Below are 18,032 nucleotides of genomic sequence, written 5' to 3'. Positions count from 1 at the left end.
AATTTCCAACACTCGAAAAAAGGACGGCGTTATGACGGTGGCTCTGTGGTGTGTATTGATCGCGATTTTCCTGCCGTATGTGTGCACGATCGTGGCCAAGGTCTCGGGCGGTTTCAGGCTCAGTGACAATCATGATCCTCGGGATTTTCTCGATAGCGTGGGCGGCGTCGCCCGACGGGCGCATGCGGCGCAGCTGAACAGCTTCGAGGTGATGCCGGCATTTGCTGCCGCAGTGATTGTTGCGCATCTGGTGGGCACTGCGGAACTGGTGACGGTGAATGTGCTGGCGGTGCTGTTTATCACCAGCCGCCTGCTGTACATCATCTGCTACCTGGCGGACTGGGCGGTTCTGCGGTCGCTGGTGTGGTTTGTCGGGATGGGGCTGATTGCTGCGTTCTTCTTTGTGTCGGTCTGAATCTGGGGTGTTGCTGCCGGCCTCTTCGCGGGCAAGCCCGCTCCCACAGGTATCAATGGCGAGCACAAATCCTGTGTACACCAAAGAACCCTGTGGGAGCGGGCTTGCTCGCGAAGGGCGATAGCTCACACGCCGAGGCGCTTAAGGTTTGTCCTTCAGCGTATCGGCGACTTGGGGCACTTGCGGCAACGCCGCGCCTTTAGGCCAGAGCATCCAGATCTGCCCCTGCTGCTTCATGTCGCCAGCCAGTTGCCCGGCGGCGTCGCCGGTACCCCAGAACAGATCCGCACGTACCTCACCGGCAATCGCGCCACCGGTGTCCTGCGCCGCGACCGGGCGAACCAAAGCGGTGCCATCCGGGCGCGTGGTTGACAGCCACAGCAGGCTGCCCAACGGAATCACCTTGCGATCCACCGCTGCGCTGTAACCCGCAGTCAGCGGCACGTTCAGCGAACCGCGTGGGCCTTCGTTGCTGTCCGGGTTGCGGGTGAAGAACACGTAGCTCGGGTTGCTGCCCAGCAGTTCCGGGATGCGCGACGGGTTAGCCTTTGCCCAGTTGCTGATCGCGCTCATGGTCACGTCTTCTTTCTTCAGCTCGCCTTGCTCGACCAGCCAGCGACCGATCGGCCGGTACGGGTGGCCGTTCTGGTCGGCGTAGGCGATGCGCAGTTGTTTGCCGTCCGGTGTCTGAATCCGCCCGGAACCCTGAATCTGCAAAAACTGCAGGTTCATCGGATCGGTCAGGTACGCCACCACCGGCGCTTTGACGCCTTTGGATTCGATGGTCGCCGCGTCGTCGTAAGGCTTCAGTACCCGGCCTTCGAGACGGCCACGCAGGCGCTTGCCCTTCAGTTCCGGGTAAATGCTGTCCAGCGAGACGATGATCATGTCTTCCGGCACGCCGTACACCGGCACGTTCGCCACCTCGGTGGGTGTCAGGCTGCCGGGGTAGACCGGTTCGTAGTAACCGGTGATCAAACCGTTGGGGTTATCGTTCTCGGCCCGCAGACCGAACACATCGAGGTTCTGCTTGAGGAATGCGCGAATCTCGTTGGCGCTCTGCGGCACATTGGCGGCTGCCGCGCAGGTGCCGCCCCAGACCGGATCAGCCTTGAGTCGGGTGCAGGCGCTGCGCCATGAGCCGAAACCGGCGACCAGGTCGCTGTCGGACACCGCCGGCAGGGCTTCCCAGGTGGCGCTGGAATAAGTGGCCAAGGCGTGGGTTTTCGGTTTGGCCGTGTCGCCGCCCGTGCAGCCGGCAAGGATTGCCAGCAACGGCAGGGTTGCGATCAGGGGGTGACGCCAAGCCTTGAAACGGCTGTTCATGGAGTGATTCCTGTGCCGGTTGCCCAAGTGCTCCATGCGCTCGGGCAACCCGTATTTTTAATAGGGCTATTGGTGTTTGTCGGCGACGCGAGGATACTGGCCGCCGAATTCCGTGACCTGAAGCCACTATGACTCTTAAAGGCATTTCTGTTGTATTGCTGGCCTGTCTGGCCTTGTCCGCCTGTGGCGGCGTCGATCCGAATTCTCCGCTGGGGCAACGCAAGGCGATCTTCAAGCAGATGCTCAAGACCGGCGAAGACCTGGGCGGCATGTTGCGCGGACGCATTCCGTTCGACGGGCCGAAATTCGCCGAAGGCGCGGTCAAACTCGATGCGTTGTCCCATGAACCGTGGAAGCATTTCCCGCAGGTGCGTGAAGAAGATCACACCAGCGCCAAAGACGATGTCTGGCTGCGTCAGGCCCGCTTTCAGGGAATGGCCCGCAACCTTGAGGCGGCCACCGGTGAACTGGTGATCGCCAGCAAGGTTCAGCCGTACAAGGCCAGCAACCTGGGGCCTGCGGTGCAGAAAGTTGAAGATGCCTGCAGCGCTTGCCATAAAGAGTTTCGGGATCATTGATTGTCGGAGACTGCCGGACGACTGTGGCGAGGGAGCTTGCTCCCGCTCGGCGGCGCAGCCGTCGTAAACCCATTCAACCAAGTTGAGTCTGGTACAGCGCGATTGAATGGAGTTGGGGCCGCTTCGCGGCCCAGCGGGAGCAAGCTCCCTCGCTACAGGACATCTCATTCAACACTGGTTACTTGTCGATCTGGTCCAGCGCATCCTGCAGCTCTTTGCGCGACTCGGCGAGCTTGTTCTTGCGCTTGTCGATCTTCTCCGGATCACCTTTCTTCATCGCCTTGTCGAGATCAGCCTGGCGCTTGCTGACTTCGTGCTTGGCTTCCAGCACCTTGTTTTCGCGTTCTTTCTTCAGACCGGCATCGGTGCAGTTCTTGGTCACTTCATCCAGAGCGGTTTGCAGACCGGCCTGCTGATCGGTGTTGCCGCGGGATTTTGCCTGTTCGAGCTGATTGATGATGCCCTGCTTCTTCGCAGCGCAACCGGTCAGGCCCGGTGCATCTTCGTCGGCCATGGCAGGCGCGGCCAGGACGCCACAGAGAGTCAGCAAGGCGAGCGGTGCAAGAAATTTCATAAAAGCTCCATGTGCAAAGGCAGTCGGGTCGGGGGCACTGCGCTGTTTGAGCGTCTGACGGCCCTTGGGTTCCCGGCTGCCGGGGGACTGCGTGATCAGAAACCGTCGATTCCGGCGGCGTGTAATGTGTCACTCAAGGCCAGCACCTGCGGGTCGCGGAAGAATGCGCTCAATTGCGCCGCGCGGCCCGGGCCGATTCCGGCTTCTGCCTGCCATTGTTCGGTGTCGCGTTGTGCCAGCGCCTGCCACGAGTCGGCCAGTTGTGCCTGACCGGTTGGCGGTAAACCCAATGCTTTGAGCCACTGCGTGAACGGCCGTTGGCGGGCGCTGTGAAAACTGTTGATCAGTCGTGCGCTGCTGCGCTCGCCGAAGCCGGCAATGTTAGCAAGCTCTGGCTCGTCGAGGGTCAACCAATCCAGCAGGTTGTTCAGGCGGCCTGTTTCTAGAAGTTTCTCCCAGGTACCGCGTCCGACATTCTGCAGCGCCAGCCCTTGCTTGCCACTGAGCCAGGTCAGGCGCGCGAGAAACTGGCTCTCACAACCGGGTGTCGGTTGCCAGCAGCTCAAGGCGTGGAAATCGCGCGTGTCGGGAATCTCGAGGGTGGCCCGTTCGGTGGTGCGCAACACCACACTGTCGAGTCGTGGAATGGTCAGCCCGGCCAGGCTGATTGCCACGTGATCACCGGGGCGGATATCCAGCGTCTGCCAGCGCTTGAGGGAGCCGGCGCTGACCCGTTTGATCTCGCGGTCATCGAGCCTCACCGGCGACAACTCCAATACCGGCGTGATGCGTCCGCTGCGACCGACTTTGAAGTTCACTTTGCGCACCTCGGCCAGCGCCCGGGCAAACGGGTATTTCCAGGCCACGGCCCAGTAGGGCGCGCTCGCCTGCCAACGCTCAGCCGGTGGGCGCTGGCTCTGGCGCAGGACAATGCCGTCAGTGGCGAAGGGCAGGGGTGATCGATACCAGTGCTCACGCCACTGCTGCGCCTCTTCAAGGTTGGCGATGGCCTGACTGAATGGCGCCGTCGTGGCGAAACCCAATGTCGCCAGTGCCGCTGTTCTTTCGGGCAGATTCGCCGGCCCCTGCGGCCAGTCCCAGGCAAACAGGCCGATCCCGGACGCCTGTTCTGTGCTCAAGGATTTACGGCTCATCAGTCCGGCAACGGTGCCGCGGGCGTTGGCGCTGCCGGCGCTGGCCTGCACATGTTGATTCATGCGCCAGTAGAGTTCGCCCTGCACCAACAGGTCCCGCGGTTGGGTCAATTGTTGCGGAATGGCGGCGATCCTTTGCGCCGATGCCGTCCAGTCCTGGCCGCTGATACCGTCGCCGCGACTGATCGCTTGCTGCAACAGGCCGCGACGGTAAATCAGCGTGACCGCCACGCCATCTACCTTGGGTTGCACCCAGACATCCTGACGATCCTTTAACCATGCTTGAACGGCAGCCGCTTGGTGAAGCTTGTCCAGACCGGTGTGGGCGATCGGATGCGCGATGGAGCCAGACGCGCTGCGCAAGGGCTCGGGCGCTGCGGGCTGCTGGAAGCACTGGCGCCATTCGGTGAGCCGCAGGCGCGATTGATCGTAGAGTTCGTCAGCAATCAGCGAGCGACCTTCGCGGTGGTAGGCGTCGTCCCATTGGTCGATTTGCTGTTGCAGGGCCGAGACTTCAATTTGCGCCTTGTCGGTTGACCAGTCGGGGCAGGCTGCATAGGCGATCAGAGGGGTGAAACTCAGCAAAAGAATTGAAAACAGGCGCAGCGTGGCAAGCATTTTGAGCGTCCTTGCTCAGGGGGAATGCTTTAAGGCTAGGCGAGGATTCAGAGAGGCACCGGGTGGGTGTTTTGCATCGTGTTTCCGTGCCCATACAGGGGGCGCATGGGCCGGCCTCTTCGCGGGCAAGCCCGCTCCCACAGGGTTCTTTATTGATATTGGAAGGGTATTTCAGGCATGAAAAAGCCCCGCACGGCGCGAACCGTGCGGGGCTTTTTGCAGCCGGGGAAGGCTTACAGACCAGCAGCGGAACGCAGAGCGTCGGCGCGGTCGGTTTTTTCCCAGGTGAAGGTGGTGAAGGTGTCTTCGCCAACAGTCTTGGTCTGCGGAGCACGACCGAAGTGGCCGTAGGCTGCAGTTTCCTGGTACATCGGGTGCAGCAGATCGAGCATGGTGGTGATTGCGTATGGACGCAGGTCGAACACTTCACGCACCAGCTTGATGATCTTGTCATCGCTGATCTTGCCGGTACCGAAGGTGTTCAGCGAGATCGAAGTCGGCTGAGCCACGCCGATGGCGTAGGACACCTGGATCTCGCAACGCTCGGCCAGGCCGGCAGCGACGATATTCTTGGCAACGTAACGGCCTGCGTAGGCAGCCGAACGGTCAACCTTCGATGGATCTTTGCCGGAGAACGCGCCGCCGCCGTGACGGGCCATGCCGCCGTAGCTGTCGACGATGATCTTGCGACCGGTCAGGCCGCAGTCACCTACCGGGCCGCCAATGATGAACTGGCCGGTCGGGTTGATGTGGAACTGGGTGTCTTTGCTCAGCAGTTCGGCAGGCAGCACGTGCTTGACGATCAGCTCCATCACGCCTTCGCGCAGGTCTTTGTAAGACACTTCAGGGTTGTGCTGGGTCGACAGTACAACGGCGTCGATACCGACAACCTTGCCGCCTTCGTAACGGCAAGTCACTTGCGACTTGGCGTCCGGACGCAGCCAAGGCAGAAGACCCGATTTACGGGCTTCGGCCTGACGCTGCACCAGTTGGTGCGAGAAGGTGATCGGCGCTGGCATCAGCACGTCGGTTTCGTTGCTGGCGTAGCCGAACATCAGGCCCTGGTCGCCAGCACCCTGATCTTCAGGCTTGGCGCGGTCAACACCCTGGTTGATGTCTGGGGATTGCTTGCCGATGATGTTCATCACGCCGCAGGTAGCGCCGTCGAAGCCGACTTCGGAGCTGGTGTAGCCGATGTCGCAGATCACGTCACGAACGATCTGCTCCAGGTCGACCCAGGCGCTGGTGGTCACTTCACCGGCAACGATGGCAACGCCGGTCTTGACCAGAGTTTCCACGGCCACACGTGCGTGTTTGTCCTGGGCAATAATGGCGTCCAGCACCGCATCGGAAATCTGGTCGGCGATTTTGTCCGGATGTCCTTCAGACACGGACTCGGAGGTGAAGAGGGAGTATTCGCTCATCTCGATGTTTTCCTGAATTTACCGATGGTGAGTGTCGCCAGCCGGTCGCTGAAAGTGGCGAACCTGGATCTGGAAACCATTACGTAAGCCTACATAGAGGCTTTCCCCGGGAGCGAGTCCCGCAGCGGTGGCCCAACGGGCCAAATCGTCCTGTTCAAACCCCAACCACAGATCACCGCAGGCCTCCCTGGCCCAACTCTGGTTGTGGCTACATAACTCTGTCACGAGCAGACTACCGCCCGGTTGCAGCAGGCCGGCCATGTGCTTGAGCGCTTCGGCCGGCGCGGCGAAATGGTGCAGCACCATGTTCAGTACCACGCAATCGGCCTGAAGGCTGGTGCCATTCAATGCATCGGCCAATTGCAGGCTGACGTTAGCCAGCCGTTCACGTTCACATACCTGACGCGCCAGTTCGAGCATCGCCGGGCTGTTGTCCAGCGCGGTTACGGTGCCGAAGCGGCGGGCCAGTTCCGGCAGGAAAGCACCATCACCGGGGCCGACTTCAATGGCCGTGGCAGCACCATTGAAGTTCAGTTTGTCGAGCAGGGCCAGCACGCTGTCGCGGTATTGCGGCAGGCCTGCGATCAAGTCTTGCTGGGCGCGGAATTTCTCCGCGACCCTGGCGAAAAAGTCCTGGCTGGCCGCTTCACGTTGTCCGTGGACTTGAGTGATGCGCGCCTGCACGTCGTCCGGCAGCGCCAGATTGTCGACTTCTTCTAACAATGCGGCGTGCAACTTGCCGCCCAGCAATTCGGTGTGAGGCAGGGCGCGACGATAGAAAATCGCGTTGCCTTCACGGCGCGTTGCTACCAGATCGGCCTGGGCCAGCACCTTGAGGTGGTGGCTCATGCCGGACTGGCCAATACCAAAAATCTGCGCCAGTTCCAGTACGCCGAACGAATCGTTGGCCAGCGCGCGCAATACATTCAGGCGTAGCGGATCGCCACCGGCCTTGCACAGGGCCGCCAGCTCGTCGCAATCGTCATGGCGAATGGAAGGCACGCGTAAGTTCATGGGGCAGCAGTCTAGTGACGGTGGGAAATCGCCGCAAGGGCAATATCAAAAAGTTTTGATATTGCTCGATAGATGGCACTTCTCACTGACTGGTTAACTCTACAAACGAACAGCGGAAAGGTTTCACCAGACGAAACCGCCGTCCAGCGCGGGAAAAACGCCTTCGGATGACTATCTGTCATTGCCCCGAGGCGCTCCGGTGAGGGAAAATGCCCTCCTTTTTTCCGTTTCAATCTATTCACACCCAGGAGATCAGCGATGCCTAGCCGTCGTGAGCGTGCCAACGCCATTCGTGCCCTCAGCATGGATGCCGTGCAAAAAGCCAACAGCGGCCATCCCGGTGCCCCTATGGGTATGGCAGATATCGCCGAAGTACTTTGGCGCGACTACCTCAAGCACAACCCGAGCAACCCGTCGTTCGCCGACCGTGACCGCTTCGTGCTGTCCAACGGCCACGGCTCGATGTTGATCTACTCGCTGCTGCACCTGACCGGTTACGACCTGTCGATCGACGACCTCAAGCAGTTCCGTCAACTGCACAGCCGCACCCCGGGTCACCCGGAATTCGGCTACACCCCGGGCGTTGAAACCACCACCGGCCCGCTGGGTCAGGGTCTGGCCAACGCCGTCGGCTTCGCCCTGGCAGAAAAAGTCCTGGGCGCGCAGTTCAACCGTCCTGGCCACGACATCGTTGATCACCACACCTACGTGTTCCTCGGTGATGGCTGCATGATGGAAGGCATTTCCCACGAAGTCGCTTCCCTGGCCGGTACTCTGGGCCTGGGCAAGCTGATCGCCTTCTACGATGACAACGGCATCTCCATCGACGGCGAAGTCGAAGGCTGGTTCACCGATGACACCCCGAAGCGTTTCGAATCCTACAACTGGCAGGTGATCCGCAACGTCGACGGTCACGATCCGGAAGAGATCAAGACCGCCATCGAAACCGCGCGCAAGAGCCCGCTGCCGACCCTGATCTGCTGCAAGACCACCATCGGTTTCGGTTCGCCGAACAAGCAGGGCAAGGAAGATTGCCACGGCGCTCCACTGGGTGACGCGGAAATCGCTCTGACCCGTCAGGCGCTGAACTGGAACCACGGCCCGTTCGAGATCCCGGCCGACATCTATGCCGAGTGGGATGCGAAGGAAAAAGGTCGCGCTGCCGAAGCCGAGTGGGATCAGCGTTTCGCTGCTTACTCCGCCGCGTTCCCGACCGAAGCCAACGAGCTGATACGTCGTCTGAGCGGCGAACTGCCGGCTGACTTCGCGGAAAAAGCCTCGGCCTACATCGCTGAAGTGGCGGCCAAAGGCGAAACCATCGCCAGCCGTAAGGCCAGCCAGAACACCTTGAACGCGTTCGGCCCGCTGCTGCCGGAACTGCTCGGCGGTTCGGCTGACCTGGCCGGTTCCAACCTGACCCTGTGGAAAGGTTGCAAAGGCGTCAGCGCTGAAGATGCCAGCGGCAACTACATGTACTACGGCGTGCGCGAGTTCGGCATGACCGCAATCATGAACGGCGTGACCCTGCACGGCGGCCTGGTGCCTTACGGCGCGACCTTCCTGATGTTCATGGAATATGCGCGCAACGCGGTACGCATGTCGGCGCTGATGAAGAAGCGTGTGATCCACGTCTACACCCACGACTCCATCGGTCTGGGCGAAGACGGCCCGACGCACCAGCCGATCGAGCAACTGACCAGCCTGCGTACCACGCCGAACCTCGACACCTGGCGTCCAGCCGATGCCGTTGAATCGGCGGTGGCCTGGAAAAATGCGCTGGAGCGTAAAGACGGCCCTTCGGCGCTGATCTTCTCGCGCCAGAACCTGCAGCACCAGGAGCGCGATGCCGGCCAGATCGCCGACATCAGCCGCGGTGGCTACGTATTGAAGGACTGCGCAGGCGAGCCTGAGCTGATCCTGATTGCGACCGGTTCGGAAGTCGGTCTGGCCGTTCAGGCCTTCGACAAACTGACCGGGCAGGGCCGCAAGGTGCGCGTGGTTTCCATGCCGTGCACCAGCGTGTTCGACGCTCAGGACGCCGGCTACAAGCAATCGGTTCTGCCGTTGCAGGTCAGCGCACGTATCGCGATCGAAGCGGCTCACGCCGACTTCTGGTTCAAGTACGTCGGTCTGGAAGGCCGTGTGATCGGCATGACCACCTACGGCGAATCGGCTCCGGCTTCGGCGCTGTTCGAAGAATTCGGCTTCACCCTGGAAAACATCCTGGGTCAGGCTGAAGAGCTGCTGGAAGACTGATCCAGAAGTTGCGTCGTCTGGACTGACGCCTTCGCGAGCAAGCCCGCTCCCACAGGGGGATTTGTTGTGTGACACAAGCAGTGTTCACAACCCTGATCCAATGTGGGAGCGGGCTTGCTCGCGAAATCGGTGGTTCAGACACCACTGCAATAACGGAATCAAACGGTAATCGAGAACCCCATGCCTCAACCGCGTCCCTACAAAGTTGCACTCAACGGCTACGGCCGGATTGGTCGTTGCGTCTTGCGTGCGTTGTTCGAGCGAGGCGAGAAGGTCGGGTTTGAAATTGTCGCGATCAACGATCTGGCGGACATGGCCAGCATCGAATACCTGACACGCTTCGACTCCACCCACGGCCGCTTTCCCGGCGAAGTGCGAGTAGACGGCGATTGTCTGCATATTAATGGCGACTGCGTGAAGGTTCTGCGCAGTGCCACCCCCGAAGGTATTGACTGGGCGGCGCTGGGCGTCGACCTGGTGCTTGAATGCTCCGGCGCTTACCACACCCGCGAAGACGGCCAGCGTTTCCTCAACGCCGGCGCGCCTCGCGTGCTGTTCTCGCAACCGATGGCCAGCGAGGCGGATGTCGACGCCACCATTGTCTACGGCGTCAATCAGGATTGCCTGACTGGCGATGAGCTGCTGGTGTCCAACGCGTCCTGTACCACCAACTGCGGCGTGCCGCTGTTGCGTCTGCTGGACAAGGCGATCGGCCTGGATTACGTGTCGATCACCACGATTCACTCGGCGATGAACGATCAGCCGGTGATCGACGCCTATCACCACGAAGACCTGCGCCGCACTCGTTCGGCGTTCCAGTCGGTGATCCCGGTGTCCACTGGTCTGGCGCGTGGCATCGAGCGCCTGCTGCCGGAACTTGCCGGGCGAATTCAGGCCAAAGCCGTACGCGTGCCGACGGTCAACGTGTCCTGCCTCGACATCACGATGCAGACCGCCACCGCGACCGATGCCAACGAGGTCAACCGGATCCTGCGCGAGGCCGCCACCAACGGCCCGCTCAAAGGCCTGCTGGCCTACACCGAGTTGCCGCACGCAAGCTGTGATTTCAACCATGACCCACATTCGGCCATCGTCGATGCCAGTCAGACCCGTGTTTCCGGCCCCAGACTGGTGAACATTCTGGCCTGGTTCGACAACGAATGGGGTTTTGCCAACCGAATGCTGGACGTTGCAGACCACTATCTGCAAACAGCGATTTCAAAAAAACCTGCTCTCTAAGAACAGCTACTCAGGAAGTGCGACCCATGACCGTGTTGAAGATGTCCGACCTCGATCTGCAAGGTAAGCGCGTATTGATCCGCGAAGACCTCAACGTCCCAGTCAAGGACGGTGTTGTCACCAGCGATGCGCGTATCCTGGCTTCGCTGCCGACCATCAAGCTGGCCCTGGAAAAAGGTGCGGCGGTGATGGTGTGCTCACACCTGGGCCGTCCGACCGAAGGCGAGTTCTCCGCCGAGAACAGCCTCAAGCCAGTCGCCGACTACCTGAGCAAGGCCCTGGGCCGCGAAGTGCCCCTGGTGGCCGATTACCTGGGCGGTGTTGACGTCAAGGCCGGCGACATCGTGCTGTTCGAAAACGTGCGCTTCAACAAGGGCGAAAAAAAGAACGCCGACGAACTGGCCCAGCAATACGCCGCCCTGTGCGACGTGTTCGTGATGGACGCTTTCGGCACCGCGCATCGTGCCGAAGGTTCGACCCACGGCGTGGCCAAGTTTGCCAAAGTCGCGGCTGCTGGCCCGTTGCTGGCCGCTGAACTGGATGCACTGGGCAAGGCGCTGGGCGCACCGGCCAAGCCAATGGCTGCGATTGTTGCCGGCTCCAAGGTCTCGACCAAACTCGACGTCCTCAACAGCCTGAGCCAGATCTGCGATCAACTGATCGTCGGCGGCGGTATTGCCAACACCTTCCTGGCTGCCGCCGGTCACCCGGTCGGCAAGTCGCTGTACGAGCCGGACCTGCTGGACACCGCGCGCGCCATCGCCGCCAAGGTCAGCGTGCCGCTGCCAGTGGACGTGGTGGTTGCCAAGGAATTTGCTGAAAGCGCTGAAGCCACCGTCAAGCTGATCGCTGACGTTGCCGCTGACGACATGATCCTGGATATCGGCCCGCAAACTGCGGCCAACTTCGCCGAACTGCTGAAGTCGTCGAAAACCATCCTGTGGAACGGCCCGGTCGGCGTGTTCGAATTCGACCAGTTCGGCAACGGCACCAAAGTGCTGGCCCAGGCCATCGCCGACAGCGCCGCGTTCTCCATTGCCGGTGGTGGCGACACCCTGGCGGCCATCGATAAATATGGCGTGGCCGAGCAAATCTCCTACATTTCCACCGGTGGTGGCGCGTTCCTCGAATTCGTCGAAGGCAAGGTGCTGCCGGCCGTTGAAGTCCTGGAAAGCCGGGCCAAGGCCTGAGGCCGCCCGTTTGGCCAGGCAAAGGAGTGTTCAGATGGTCAAGTCGTTAGCGCTGTTGTTGCTGACTGGTACGCTGGCGGCCTGCGGGAGTAACCCGAAGGCCGAGGCAACGCCTGCGCCGGATGCGGCGCGCAAAGGCTGCTACCAGGCCGACTGGCAGGCCGAAACCAACCCGGTGCTGAACAAGCGCTCGGGGCCGGACGGTCTGGACAAATACGAGACGCAAACCCCGGCCAAGGAACATGGTTGTCCTTGACCGGTCTGACTCTTTAACTCAGGGCTGGCGGCGTTGGTTGTCAGTCGAGGAACACGGATGAAAGGCTTGATCGCCATTACGGCGTTGGCATTGTTGGGCGGTTGCGCGCAGTTGAACCTGTTTCAGTCGTCCGCACCTGCGGACAGTTGGGCCACCTGGACTTGCGACAGCCAGGCCAAAGTGCTGTGGCGCTACGCCGATGCCGGCCAGAAGGAAGTCGATGTTCGACTGGGCGGCGGTGATCAGGTCTATCGGCTGAAAGAAGAGCCGGGCGCCTCGGGCGTGCTGTACAGCGACGGCATGCTGGCGTTTCACGTCAAGGGTGACGAAGGCCTGGTGTATTGGGTCGCCACCAATGACCTGATCGGCCGCGGCTGCAAGGCGCAGTAACACGATTGAATTGATTCACACAGATCCCAAGGTGGGAGCGGGCTTGCTCGCGAAAGCGGTGGATCAGCTTGCGTAATGGTGAATGTTAAACCGCATTCGCGAGCAAGCCCGCTCCCACAGGGGTTCTCTGTTGTTCACAAGATTTTGGTAACACCGAATCACCAGACCGGGCTTCGACCCCCGATCTGCAATCACTTGAATAGCCGCCGCCGCTCCGGCAGGCTGGCACGATTAACGACCCTCAACCGGGAGAGACACACACAATGGCACTTATCAGCATGCGCCAGATGCTGGACCACGCAGCCGAGTTCGGCTACGGCGTTCCAGCCTTCAACGTCAACAACCTTGAGCAGATGCGCGCCATCATGGAAGCCGCTGACAAGACTGACTCCCCGGTGATCGTCCAGGCTTCGGCCGGCGCTCGCAAATACGCTGGCGCGCCGTTCCTGCGTCATCTGATCCTGGCCGCGATCGAAGAATTCCCGCACATCCCGGTGTGCATGCACCAGGACCACGGCACCAGCCCTGACGTCTGCCAGCGCTCCATTCAACTGGGCTTCAGCTCGGTAATGATGGACGGTTCCCTGGGCGAAGACGGTAAGACTCCGACCGACTACGAATACAATGTCCGCGTTACCCAACAAACTGTTGCCATGGCTCACGCCTGCGGCGTTTCGGTTGAAGGCGAGCTGGGCTGCCTGGGTTCGCTGGAAACCGGTATGGCCGGTGAAGAAGACGGCATCGGCGCTGAAGGCGTTCTGGATCACAGCCAGATGCTGACCGACCCGGAAGAAGCCGCTGACTTCGTCAAGAAGACCCAGGTCGATGCCTTGGCCATCGCCATCGGCACCAGCCACGGCGCCTACAAGTTCACCAAGCCACCTACCGGCGACGTGCTGGCGATCGACCGCATCAAGGAAATCCACAAGCGCATCCCGAACACCCACCTGGTGATGCACGGTTCCTCGTCGGTTCCACAAGAGTGGCTGGCGATCATTAACCAGTACGGCGGCGACATCAAAGAAACCTACGGCGTACCGGTTGAAGAAATCGTCGAAGGCATCAAATACGGCGTACGCAAGGTCAACATCGACACCGACCTGCGCCTGGCATCCACCGGCGCAATGCGTCGCCTGATGGCCACCAACCCGAGCGAATTCGATCCACGTAAATTCTTCGGTGCCACTGTGACGGCGATGCGTGATGTGTGTATCGCTCGTTATGAAGCGTTCGGTACTGCCGGTAATGCTTCGAAGATCAAGCCGATCTCGTTGGAAGCGATGTTCCAGCGTTATCTGAAAGGTGAGTTGAACGCCAAGGTTAACTAAGCCTGAACGTTAAGCTGCGCTGATAAAAAACCCGCCGAGAGGCGGGTTTTTTTTGGGTGTGATTTTTTCGCGTAGCGACACTGTTCATGAGGAGTGCATGATAAGTTGATCTAAATGAGTTTTGCTTATTCCCAATAGATCTCAATGACTGTCAGATCTGACAGTAGGCAGCCTCAAGCGATACTCACAAGATAAGACTCCACCTCGTAATGGAGTACACAGCAATGACTACAAAGGACGTTAAATCCAAAGGCTCGGCCCCGGCTACCCAGCCAGTTGAGCCAAAAACGGAAGACCTCAAAAACTCCAAGGGGCCAGCTCCTTTCACACGCCCTAAGCAACCAGAGTAAGCCCCTGGCTTTAGAATCCACAGACATGTGACTTCTTTTTTACATCGTGATGGATTGGGCAATAGCTGTCCATATAAGAAACCCGCCGAGAGGCGGGTTTCTTATGGGTGAGTGATTGGTATGTCGCACGTCCGGGTTGTCCAGTAATTTCTTTGTTAAAGGCAGATTTGTTATTTCAAAGGGATATAAGTACCTGTCAGATATTACAGGTGTGCGGAAATATGGAGCCGCCTACTATCGGGTTTCACTTGTCCCTCGGAAAGATAGAAATGAAAAACGAAAAAGAAATAAAAGGTGACGCTGGCGTTGACGACTCCTTATTTGGTTCTATGGAAATCACCTACAAGCATGAAGAGTATGGTGAGCATCCGAAGGAATTTAAAGATTATGGATTTTTATATAAGGAAGAAAAATCCTTTCAACTTCTTCCAAAGTACCGAGAGTTTGAAGGTCACAAGTATTATTTGTCATTGTCCTTTAAGGCAGGCCTTGATGTCGACAAGGATTATGAGCTAGGTGGAGAAGATGCACCCGTCAGCGCGCATTTGGAGATTGATGACATAAGAGGTGATCGGTACGCTAGCGGTAAGTTCAAATTGTCAAGAAGTGGCGAATATCCGGAGGGAACCTTTGATATCTCTGAAGAGAATGTCTTTTCGGCAGAGGGCAAATTTGAGTACAAGAAGGAACCTTAGTTGGTACTGACTCAACGCGCACCGGCAGGCTCATGGAGTCTGCCGGCTTGTCGGGTTTTGCATCACCTGTTGGTGCATGTGAGTGTTATTTATCGTGATCAATATCCAGCTTGGTAAACGTCACCTGCCCACCCTCACTGGTATACCCGGTGTTGTCCTGCACATACACCCCAGCCTTGAAGTACAGCGGCTTGTTGCGCCACGTCGCGCTGATTTGTGAATCCCACTGATAACCCGCTGCGCTCACGCCAAGTGCACCGCCGGGGCTGAGGTGGATCAGGTAGTTGAATTCGCGGTCGAGTTTGATGCCGGTGGCGAGGGTGATGACGCGGCTTTCGTCGTCATCGGGGTGCATGCGCACTTTGATGACGAGGTTGCCGGTTTCGGTCTTGGTCTTGTACTGGTATTCGAGTTTCACCATCGGCTTCTGGCTTTCATACGCGTGGATCTGGCCGATCACGATCTTGCCCGAGCTGGGCACCTTGTTCACCGCGAGGGTTGCGCGCAAGGTGTTGTCGGCGTCCGGGTAATACCAGTTGCGCAGGGTGCCGTTGCTGAAGGTTTCGCGCAGTTCGGTGCGCGGGTAGATGGCGTTTTCGGTTTTTGACCCGGTCACCGGTGACCAGAAAAACAGCGTGCCGGTGTCGGAATGGAAGTACTGATCTTTGAAGCCATTCACCAGTTTGGAGGTTTCGACGGTGTACGGCGGACTGCCGACGGGAACGCTGAGGTTCCAGGTTGCGAGATCGATCATGTCGGTTTTCCACTCAATTCATCCTGAACGCGAGTGCCAGAAGCTCTAGCCCGCGCCTTTTCGGGCGGCAGTTATAAGCGTAGAGGAGTTTTTTGTTAACGCCCGTTTGGCAGATGATTGGCGTCAACATCCTGTCGAAATGCCATCTGTGCCGGTTTTCGGGGGCTGCAGGGGTGACCGTTAGTCGGTTTATCGCAGCTTTGGCTAAATGATGGCGGCGTGACAGCTTCTGCTTTCACAGATCCGGGACTAGAGTGATGGCTCAGTAACTGTACGGTTTTCCCAGGAAACCGGCCGATAGTCCGACAAGAGATGTCCCGACAAGAGAAGCAGCATGGAATGCGCGCAACCCCAGCCAGGTGAAGGCAGCTCTGTCCTTTTGATCGTTGATGATTACCCTGAAAACCTGATCAGCATGCGCGCGTTGCTGCAGCGTCAGGATTGGCACGTCATGACCGCTGCCTCCGGCTTCGAGGCGCTCAATCTGCTGCTTGAACACGACGTCGATCTGGTGCTGCTGGATGTGCAGATGCCAGGCATGGACGGTTTTGAAGTCGCGCGGCTGATGCGCGGCAGTCAGCGCACACGCCTCACGCCAATCATTTTCCTCACCGCCAACGAACAGTCGCAGGACGCCGTGATCAAGGGCTATGCCAGTGGCGCGGTGGATTACCTGTTCAAGCCATTCGATCCGCAGATCCTCAAGCCGAAAGTCCAGGCATTGCTCGAACACCAGCGCAACCGCCGCGCCTTGCAGCGTCTGAGTCATGATCTGGAGGTCGCGCGGGCCTTCAATGCCTCGGTGCTGGATAACGCGGCGGAAGGCATTCTGGTGCTCGGCGAGGACGGTTTGATCCGCTTCGCCAACCCGGCGATTTCGCGGCTGCTGAATGCGCCGGTGAAGGAGCTGGCGGGCAAGGAGTTTCTCGATTACCTGCAGAAACCGCACATCCCGCTGTGGGCCGATTCCGAGTTGTTGGCCGGCTATAAACGCGGTGAGACCTTGCGTCTGCACGATGCGTTGTTGCGCACGGCACCGGGGCAACAGGTGCCGGTAGCGTTGTCCTGCGCGCCGTTGCCCGCCGAGCAACACGCGATGGTGGTGACGGTGCTGGACATGTCGGTGGTGCGTCACCTGCATCAGCAGCTGGAATTTCAAGCGGTCACCGATCCGTTGACCGGTCTGCTCAATCGCCGAGGTTTCTATCAGACGGTGGAAAACCTGCTGCTGCGTGGTGAACGCAGCGACAGCAGTTGGGTGCTGCTGTATCTGGATCTCGATGGTTTCAAACGTGTCAATGATTCCCTTGGGCATGATGCCGGCGACCGGGTGCTGCGCTGGGTCTCCGAGCAGTTGAAGGCGTGCTTAAGGCCGTTCGATATTCTCGCGCGCATGGGCGGTGACGAGTTCACGGCATTGCTTGATCTGGAGTTCCCCGAGCAGGCGGCGAAGATTGCCGAGAAACTCATCGAACGGGTATCGGTCTGTCAGCAGATCGAGGGATTGGATATTGCCCTCGGCGCGAGCATCGGCATCGCCACCTACCCGGACTGCGGCTCGAACCTCGATGGCTTGCTGCGCGCCTCCGACATTGCCATGTATGAAGCCAAGCGCGCCGGGCGTCAGCAATATCGCTTTTATGATCACGAAATGAACGGCCGCGCGCGCTCGCGGCTGATGCTCGAAGAGAGCGTGCGCAACGCCATCGAGAACCGTGATTTCAATCTGGTGTATCAGCCGCAGGTGGCGATCGACAGCGGGCAGATCCGCGGTTTCGAGGCGTTGTTGCGCTGGCAGCATCCGAGCGTCGGCGATGTACCGCCGGGGCTGTTCCTGCCGTTGCTGGAAGAGGCACGGTTGATCAGCCGGCTCGGCAGCTGGATCTATCATCGCGGCGCCGGCCAGCGCAAAGCCTGGGAAACGTTGTTTGCCGAGGATCTGGTGCTCGGCGTGAGTTTGAGCAACACCCAGTTCGGTCTGCCGAATCTGGTCACCGAGTTGCGCCAGGTGCTGGAGCGGCACGCGCTGCAGCCACGGCAACTGGAGGTCGAAGTCACCGAAGACGCGCTGATGCACAACCCCGACGAGACCCGCAAACAGTTGCGCCTGCTGCGTAATCTCGGGGTGCGGGTGGCTTTGGATGATTTTGGTTCGGGGCCGTGTTCGCTGGCGCATCTGCGTGATCTGGAGCTGGACACGCTCAAGCTTGATCGACACCTGATTGCGCGCCTGCCGGATTCGACGCGCGACGCGGCGCTGGTCAGCAACGTGATCAATCTGTGTAAACAGTACGGTTTGCTGGTGATCGCCGAAGGCGTGGAAACCATCGAGCAGTATCAATGGCTGCAAGCGCATGGCTGCGAATATGTGCAGGGTTTCCTGGTGGCGCACCCGCTGACCTCCGAAGCTGCCGCGAGCTTCGCCGAGCCCTTTGACTGGAGCGCGCTGCCGGTTTGAATTCGCTACACTG

Annotated in this window: 16 protein-coding genes; 10 read left to right on the top strand and 6 right to left on the bottom strand. The window is 59.6% G+C overall.

The features are described from left to right. Positions 1–31 precede the first annotated feature (31 nt). Positions 32–415, top strand: coding sequence for an MAPEG family protein (locus tag AC1RBR_RS25110; RefSeq protein ID WP_095137504.1), 384 nt, complete (start codon positions 32–34; stop codon positions 413–415). A 141-nt stretch (positions 416–556) separates the two neighbouring features. Here the strand turns inward: AC1RBR_RS25110 and mltA are convergent, their stop codons facing one another. Beyond that, positions 557–1,741: a murein transglycosylase A gene (mltA, locus tag AC1RBR_RS25105; RefSeq protein WP_481395974.1), complete on the bottom strand. Its 1,185-nt coding sequence runs from the start codon at positions 1,739–1,741 to the stop codon at positions 557–559. A gap of 128 nt (positions 1,742–1,869) precedes the next feature. Here mltA and AC1RBR_RS25100 point away from each other — a divergent pair, with 128 nt between their 5' ends. Beyond that, positions 1,870–2,319: a c-type cytochrome gene (locus AC1RBR_RS25100; protein ID WP_492567021.1), complete on the top strand. Its 450-nt coding sequence runs from the start codon at positions 1,870–1,872 to the stop codon at positions 2,317–2,319. Positions 2,320–2,497: 178 nt separating this feature from the next. Here AC1RBR_RS25100 and AC1RBR_RS25095 read toward each other — a convergent pair whose 3' ends face one another. From AC1RBR_RS25095 to AC1RBR_RS25080, 4 genes are all read right to left on the bottom strand, one after another. Continuing rightward, on the bottom strand, positions 2,498–2,893 hold the full coding sequence (locus tag AC1RBR_RS25095) for a DUF1090 domain-containing protein (protein WP_108184057.1): 396 nt from the start codon (positions 2,891–2,893) through the stop codon (positions 2,498–2,500). 95 nt (positions 2,894–2,988) lie between these two features. After that, positions 2,989–4,665 (bottom strand): NAD-dependent DNA ligase LigB, encoded by a 1,677-nt coding sequence (gene ligB / locus AC1RBR_RS25090; RefSeq protein ID WP_492567019.1) that lies wholly within the window; start codon positions 4,663–4,665, stop codon positions 2,989–2,991. Positions 4,666–4,898: 233 nt separating this feature from the next. Beyond that, positions 4,899–6,089, bottom strand: a complete 1,191-nt coding sequence (metK, locus tag AC1RBR_RS25085) for a methionine adenosyltransferase (protein WP_003229025.1) — start codon at positions 6,087–6,089, stop codon at positions 4,899–4,901. An 18-nt stretch (positions 6,090–6,107) separates the two neighbouring features. Further along, entirely contained in the window at positions 6,108–7,103 is a 996-nt protein-coding gene (locus AC1RBR_RS25080) for an ArsR/SmtB family transcription factor (protein ID WP_095137499.1), read from the bottom strand. 258 nt (positions 7,104–7,361) lie between these two features. On the opposite strand from AC1RBR_RS25080, the gene tkt reads away from it, so the two are divergent. The 7 genes from tkt (at position 7,362) to AC1RBR_RS25045 (ending at position 14,807) form a co-directional block, all read left to right on the top strand. Continuing rightward, the gene (tkt, locus tag AC1RBR_RS25075) at positions 7,362–9,359 is read left to right on the top strand and encodes a transketolase (protein ID WP_492567017.1); all 1,998 of its coding nucleotides are present in this window, start codon (positions 7,362–7,364) and stop codon (positions 9,357–9,359) included. Positions 9,360–9,539: 180 nt separating this feature from the next. Beyond that, positions 9,540–10,598, top strand: a complete 1,059-nt coding sequence (gene epd, locus AC1RBR_RS25070) for an erythrose-4-phosphate dehydrogenase (protein ID WP_492567015.1) — start codon at positions 9,540–9,542, stop codon at positions 10,596–10,598. A 26-nt stretch (positions 10,599–10,624) separates the two neighbouring features. Then, the gene (locus tag AC1RBR_RS25065) at positions 10,625–11,788 is read left to right on the top strand and encodes a phosphoglycerate kinase (RefSeq protein WP_007961877.1); all 1,164 of its coding nucleotides are present in this window, start codon (positions 10,625–10,627) and stop codon (positions 11,786–11,788) included. Positions 11,789–11,822: 34 nt separating this feature from the next. Next, the gene (locus AC1RBR_RS25060) at positions 11,823–12,044 is read left to right on the top strand and encodes a hypothetical protein (protein ID WP_095137496.1); all 222 of its coding nucleotides are present in this window, start codon (positions 11,823–11,825) and stop codon (positions 12,042–12,044) included. Positions 12,045–12,101: 57 nt separating this feature from the next. Continuing rightward, positions 12,102–12,434, top strand: coding sequence for an MliC family protein (locus AC1RBR_RS25055; RefSeq protein WP_492567013.1), 333 nt, complete (start codon positions 12,102–12,104; stop codon positions 12,432–12,434). A gap of 263 nt (positions 12,435–12,697) precedes the next feature. Then, a complete protein-coding gene (fba, locus tag AC1RBR_RS25050; RefSeq protein WP_003229012.1) occupies positions 12,698–13,762 on the top strand; it encodes a class II fructose-bisphosphate aldolase in 1,065 nt (354 codons plus the stop codon). A gap of 619 nt (positions 13,763–14,381) precedes the next feature. Beyond that, positions 14,382–14,807: a hypothetical protein gene (locus AC1RBR_RS25045; protein ID WP_492567011.1), complete on the top strand. Its 426-nt coding sequence runs from the start codon at positions 14,382–14,384 to the stop codon at positions 14,805–14,807. A gap of 85 nt (positions 14,808–14,892) precedes the next feature. Here AC1RBR_RS25045 and AC1RBR_RS25040 read toward each other — a convergent pair whose 3' ends face one another. Then, complete coding sequence (locus AC1RBR_RS25040; RefSeq protein ID WP_096795728.1) at positions 14,893–15,561, bottom strand: polysaccharide lyase family 7 protein; 669 nt, start codon at positions 15,559–15,561, stop codon at positions 14,893–14,895. A 334-nt stretch (positions 15,562–15,895) separates the two neighbouring features. Between AC1RBR_RS25040 and AC1RBR_RS25035 the strand changes: the two genes are divergently transcribed. Next, positions 15,896–18,019 carry an EAL domain-containing protein gene (locus AC1RBR_RS25035; RefSeq protein WP_115985982.1) on the top strand — a complete coding sequence of 708 codons (2,124 nt, stop codon included), beginning with the start codon at positions 15,896–15,898 and terminating at the stop codon, positions 18,017–18,019. Positions 18,020–18,032: the final 13 nt, after the last annotated feature.

The sequence above is a fragment of the Pseudomonas sp. GW823-FHT01D03 genome (genome assembly GCF_058798255.1).
Note: the sequence above shows the minus strand (reverse complement) of the source record. Positions and strands in the feature narration are given on the sequence as shown.